Genomic DNA, 5,522 nt, shown 5'->3' on the forward strand with positions numbered 1-5,522 from the left:
TCACCTTGCTGGCTATCGTGTGGCGCATACTCGTCGTGAAATCTGACTTCTGGCGCAATGCTGAAGATGAGCAAAACTGACAGTGTAATTTAAAAAATCATTTATCCCAGTTAACTTTATTACACATAAAAATTTGACAAAATATACTTTTCTTTAATTTTAAATTGCAACGAGTTAGGTGCTATTTAACAGATCTGGCACCCACAAGAGGAGGTGAAAATGCCTATAATCGTCGCCGGGGTTGGAGGGTCAACAACCTATCCGGATGATACAGATCTAGCATCAATCGCAAATATTCAAGCTGCAACATCAGTAACCGTTACTGGCTCAGGAACCGTAGTTAATACTGAAGCCCTGGCAGCACTCTCAGCCCTCAAAACATTAACAGTAACCGACGGGGCTACTATTGTTGATAATGGCGGTCTGGCAAGCATATCAACTTTAAGTAAAATTGAAATAAATGGCGGAACTTATGAAGATACAGGAGGAGCAATCAATGTAAACCTTCTAAGTGATATAGTAATAGGCCCCACGGGAGGCGTTTTAAAAATAGATGCACCGTCACTTGTAGGTGTATCACTAACCACTCCAATTTCTTATGTAGATAGTAGCGGCAATACTACAAGTACACCCCCTAAAAACTTCGTACTTGATCTTCCATACATTACATTTAAAGACCTTCTTGGAACAACACATTATATTCCAATTGATGTAACATACAATGGAACGACAACTGTAGTACAGGATAATACTGGACTTGTTACTCAGCTATTAAGCTCTCTTGGAATTAGCGTAGTAACCCGTACAATTACACTTGAAGGCAACCCTTTCGACTTAACAAGCGGACAAACAAAAGAATATACCGGAAGCACTTCCAGTTCTGATGCTATTATTTGCTTCTTAAGTGGCTCTATGATTGATACTCCATCAGGTCTGGTTGCCGTTGAGGACTTATCAGTTGGAGACCTCATAAATGTATATGAAAATAATAAACCTCATATACGTTCCGTAAAATGGTCAGGGTATGCACACTGCACTGTAAAACCAGAAAAGCCTGATGATATGGCTGGTTATCCGGTGCGAATTCTGAAAGATGCCATTTCCCCTGGTGTACCGTTTAAAGACATGCTGATTACTGCAGAGCACTGCCTGTTTTTTAACGGTACTTTTATACCGGCACGTATGCTGGTGAATGGCCGTTCGGTTTTTTATGATAAATCCATCACTTCTTACACTTATTATCATATTGAAACAGAATCTCACTCGGTGATCATGGCTGATGGCATGCTAACCGAAAGCTATCTGGACACAGGAAATCGCAGAACTTTCCAGCAGAAAAGCAGTGTTTTCATCTTCAACGAAAATACAAAAAGCTGGGAGAACGATGCTGCCGCTCCTCTGGACGTATCACGCGAACGGGTAGAACCCATTTACCGCCAGATTGCACAACGTGCAGATAAGATGCTCCTGCCCATTCAAAGCAATCTTCAAATATTAACTTCTGAAAGCAACCTGCATCTTCGTTCAGCTGCCGGACACGTTATTAAGCCGCTCCGTAATATTGAAAATCATACCCTTTTTATGATTCCTGGCAATATTAACACAGTTCAGATTGTCTCAAACAGCAGCAGACCGTCTGATACACAAGGTCCATTTGTCGATGACAGGCGTAATTTGGGCGTGCTTATAGGTAAAATCTTTTTTTCTGAGGGCAATACAAAAAGAGAAATCACACATCACCTGATCGACGAAGATCTTGAAGGCTGGCACAGCCTGAGCCACCCTTCCTTACGCTGGACAAACGGCTGTGCTTATCTACATCTGGGGCCACGCGAACCCGGGAGTATTGGCCTGCTGTCAATCAGCATTGAAGCTGCCGGCCCTTACTGCATAACGCATGAAGAACTCAACCTGGCGACAGCGTAGCACTATAAAGGATCTGGTGATGCCTTATCACCAGATCCTTTTAAAACATAGGAGATTCCCGTAACGACGAAAACCAATACAGAATTTCACCCTAAATATGCCAGACGCCATAAGATTAATAAATCTCATATCCGAGGTAAAAAATTTTATCTGTTTTGTAAAATGCAAAGCCCGAACCATAAAATTATCTTTAAAAACGTAAAAAAACTACCATTTTTTAAATCAAATGTATGTCCGCAATCCACATCGCAGCAAGCTTCACCTTCTATCTCACAGAATGAGTCCTGGGCCTAAAAGCAGAGAATAAGAACTACCACTCATATACCTCAAATTTGTATCCCCAGGAGCTTATGCTCCGGCGCATCCCCAAACAGACTCGCGATAACGGAATCCTGCGCGGAAATACTCTCCTCCTCACCTAATAAACTCAACATAGAGGAATAGTTTTCAGTATTCAGGGATATAATACACTGCTTACCGCTATCCTTGAGTGCCGACATGACAAGGCTTAACCATTTAGCACGTTGCCTAGGATCAATATGGTCAAAAAGGCCATTATCATGCCATAGGTGACCCATGTTGTGATTTGCGCCATACATAAAGATAATCCAGTCGAAGCATACAATACGCGCCGCATTGATGCCGTCAGAGTCTTGGCCCTGCACGTCCACTGAGAGATTATAGCGGAGCTTGTTTTCTTTTGTGTTATTGTCCAGTCCAACTCCGGCAGCTTCCTGAGGATAAAGCTCGCCTACTAACGCTCGGAATTTCTCATCGACCCACTCTACCGGCAATGTCTCCAGATAATCTTCGGTTCTCGCATCTTGCTCGACCATCTCTTTTTTAACGTTTATAGCTTCGTGCTGAAGGCCCCGATCTCCCTCAATAAAAGCAATGAGCCGTTTTGCATCTCGCTCTTTAAATGCAAGTTTCCTCACTACAGCTTCATAGTCATCCAGAGCCTTTTTTCCGGAGAGATACTGCAGGCTCGAATCTCTTCCCTGGGCGATTGCTGCGCGTTGAGCCTCACATTCGTCTCTCTTTGACATCAAACGCTCTCGATCACGGGTGAGCCTTTGCTGCCTTTTCTTTGCCAAAGAATAATGGAATGTTTCAACATCCTCAAAATGTTTTAGAGCTTCAGGCTTAAAGACATCGCTTAATCCCTCATAAAAAGAAGAAAGAGCTTCTTTACTGATATCCGGTCGTTGCTTTAACGAAGCCTCTATTCCACGTAACTGATATTCGATAACAGCAATTTCGGACTCTTTCTGCCTAAGATCTAGTGTAAGCTTATCAGCTTGAGACTTAACATCCTCATAATCATCAGCAATCTTCATGTCTTTTAGATTTTCGCTGATTTCTGTAATCTCGGTTTGGAGCTTTTTCAGATACGCGTCAGGCCTAACCCCACCCAAAAGAAGTTGCTGCAGCCTCTCGTCTCGTGACTTTAGAAGCTTTTTGATTGTATCGATCTCAATCTGTTTGTTTCTCAGGTCAACCTTTTTGGTGACTAGACTTATGTCCACACCAAGTAGATAAAGTGTTCTTGTTAAAGCCTCATAATCTTGCTCACGTGTCAATACGACAGGATCATTCCTGTCAGATCGCCTTACTCTAGCAAAGCGGCTATAAAGTGACCGGAACGTAATTCCATACGCTTCTTTACTAATATTGAATGGACCAAAGTCATCAAGCCACGATCTTAGCTTGGTTATAGACAAACTAATTCCGTCAAGTTTTATTTCATTTCCATCCCCACGTCGAGATATCACGTGAGTGGTTCCGTTCAACTCAAACTCGAGGCTAAATACCCAGTCTGGGATACTCTTAGCAAGACCTCCGTCTTTGCTCGCGCCAAGACAGTGATGTACCAGTTTTAAAGCAAGAGTTTTCCCAACGCCATTGGAACTAGCCTCTTTCTTTGAGGCATCGCCGACGATCAAAGACACCCCTTCTGGATGAAAAATGAGGGGTTTAAAAGACGAGTGATTGCAAGTGAGACAAATGAGTTTCATTAGATTGCGACTACACGATCATTTTCAACTGAAACGACGGCACCTATAGCATAAAGAAGAGTGACTGCGAGAATAAGTTTCTCAAAGTCAACCTGACCAGGCCATCCGCTATCGTTGCGTCCAAGAAGATTTTGCAGTTCATCAAGAGTCTTCGGCACTCTGACGAGGCTACGCACTCTACCAGCCAAACCTACGACGCTGTCGCAAAACCTCACATGGTCATGTGGCACCACTGCCAGCCGTAGGTTTATCGTAGACATCACAAGCCTCAAAAAAATGTGCCAAAATTACTTCCGCAGCCCCCTGGAAAGCCTTCTGCGTATAAATATTTTGCTTCGCGCTGTTGGGTACGATTTCCTCTAGCATCCAGACATAGCGGAGATCGGCCGCATCTTCCACCCCAGTTATCGTAGATTTACTCCCCTCGTAGAGGTTACGTAACTCCTGTGCGATGCCCTGCGCAAGCCATTGGTCACGCGTGTCTAAAAAAGCTGTTACATCAGCACTTTGGTAACTATTTGCGCGCAAGCGAGACCCAATCTCGTCTGACAGACCATTGAATTCCAGCTTTTCTTCGAAGTCAGGAGCAAGACCCTTCGAACGCGTTGATATCGCAGCAGCCTTGCTGGCCAAATGATCTATCAATTCTCCCATCGCTCGCGTGTCTATGACTCCTGGCTGTTCACTTGGCACACCCCCAACAATTTCGATCATCAGGTGTTCAGGGAGCTTGGTAAAGCTATTTGTCAATTTAGCACAGGCGATGGCGTCGGCCTTAATTTTGTGTGTCGTCTGTATTCTTTGAAGCTTTTGCTCTACAGGCGCAGGTACTCCTTGAAACCGATCGTTCAAAACAAAGCTATACCGCTGCAAGCCGACCCACTGCACCTTTAATTTCAAGAAATCTTCTTCTGCCTTTTTTGCCGCAGCTGCGGAGGTCCAAGAGGAACCAGCTTTTGGTCCATACACTTGCAGATAATGACCAACAGACGGAATATATCCGTCATTTCCACCATCACCACTCTTGCCCCATGGTGCTATTGACTGGAAATCATCATATACGCCCTCGAACACACTATTTACCAGGCTTTGAAAAGACATGCTGTCGGCTTCATGGAGGCGAAGCCGAAATAGAAGTCTGTACCAAAAAATAGCACTCAATATCCCTCAACTCCTGCACCTACCATAAACGTCAACGATTACCCTATACCGTAATAACATTCTTGGCACCATGATACCGCTCCTATGCCTGCCATCGCTCTTGAGAGCATTCCTCATTATAAACTTTCCGCAAAGCCCCTCAATTTTCAGGCGTGTATTCAAGGGTTATTAGGCGTTCTGTTGGTTCACCAGATATATTGAAAAAAAATCTATCTGTATTAGGCTCAGGGCCTATTAATTTATTGAACTGAGCGAGAGATTGTCACTCACAGGCTTACCGATGGAGGTGAGCCTGTGAGTGATGTATTTTTACTGTCTGAGAGCCAGATAGAGCGGACTGAGCCGTTTTTCCCTCTAGGCTCAGGACCTGTTAATTTATTGAACTGAGCGAGAGATTGTGATTCACAGGCTTACCGA

The 5,522-nt window shown here is 43.9% G+C and carries 4 protein-coding genes; 1 reads left to right on the forward strand and 3 read right to left on the reverse strand.

Annotated elements, in window-relative coordinates; all coding sequences use genetic code 11:
- The first annotated feature begins 219 nt into the window (after positions 1-219).
- Positions 220-1,926, forward strand: coding sequence for a Hint domain-containing protein (locus tag HK25_RS11835; protein WP_086636357.1), 1,707 nt, complete (start codon positions 220-222; stop codon positions 1,924-1,926).
- Positions 1,927-2,252: 326 nt separating this feature from the next.
- On the opposite strand, the gene HK25_RS11840 is transcribed toward HK25_RS11835, so the two are convergent.
- The 3 genes from HK25_RS11840 to HK25_RS11850 form a co-directional block, all read right to left on the reverse strand.
- Positions 2,253-3,872: a DUF2326 domain-containing protein gene (locus tag HK25_RS11840; RefSeq protein WP_158092961.1), complete on the reverse strand. Its 1,620-nt coding sequence runs from the start codon at positions 3,870-3,872 to the stop codon at positions 2,253-2,255.
- A gap of 71 nt (positions 3,873-3,943) precedes the next feature.
- Positions 3,944-4,204, reverse strand: coding sequence for an ABC-three component system middle component 6 (locus HK25_RS13580; protein WP_086636359.1), 261 nt, complete (start codon positions 4,202-4,204; stop codon positions 3,944-3,946).
- A complete protein-coding gene (locus HK25_RS11850) occupies positions 4,164-5,045 on the reverse strand; it encodes an ABC-three component system protein (protein WP_198945982.1) in 882 nt (293 codons plus the stop codon). Before HK25_RS11850 ends, HK25_RS13580 begins: the two co-directional genes overlap by 41 nt.
- Positions 5,046-5,522: the final 477 nt, after the last annotated feature.

Origin of the sequence: Acetobacter sp. DsW_059 (assembly GCF_002153695.1) — a bacterium.
Classification (GTDB): domain Bacteria; phylum Pseudomonadota; class Alphaproteobacteria; order Acetobacterales; family Acetobacteraceae; genus Acetobacter; species Acetobacter thailandicus.

Bases quoted from the DNA above. Each gene is read 5' to 3' on its own strand.
- HK25_RS11850 (WP_198945982.1), bottom strand. From the start codon at position 5,045: ATGTCTTTTCAAAGCCTGGTAAATAGTGTGTTCGAGGGCGTATATGAT.
- HK25_RS11835 (WP_086636357.1), top strand. From the start codon at position 220: ATGCCTATAATCGTCGCCGGGGTTGGAGGGTCAACAACCTATCCGGAT.
- HK25_RS13580 (WP_086636359.1), bottom strand. From the start codon at position 4,204: ATGTCTACGATAAACCTACGGCTGGCAGTGGTGCCACATGACCATGTG.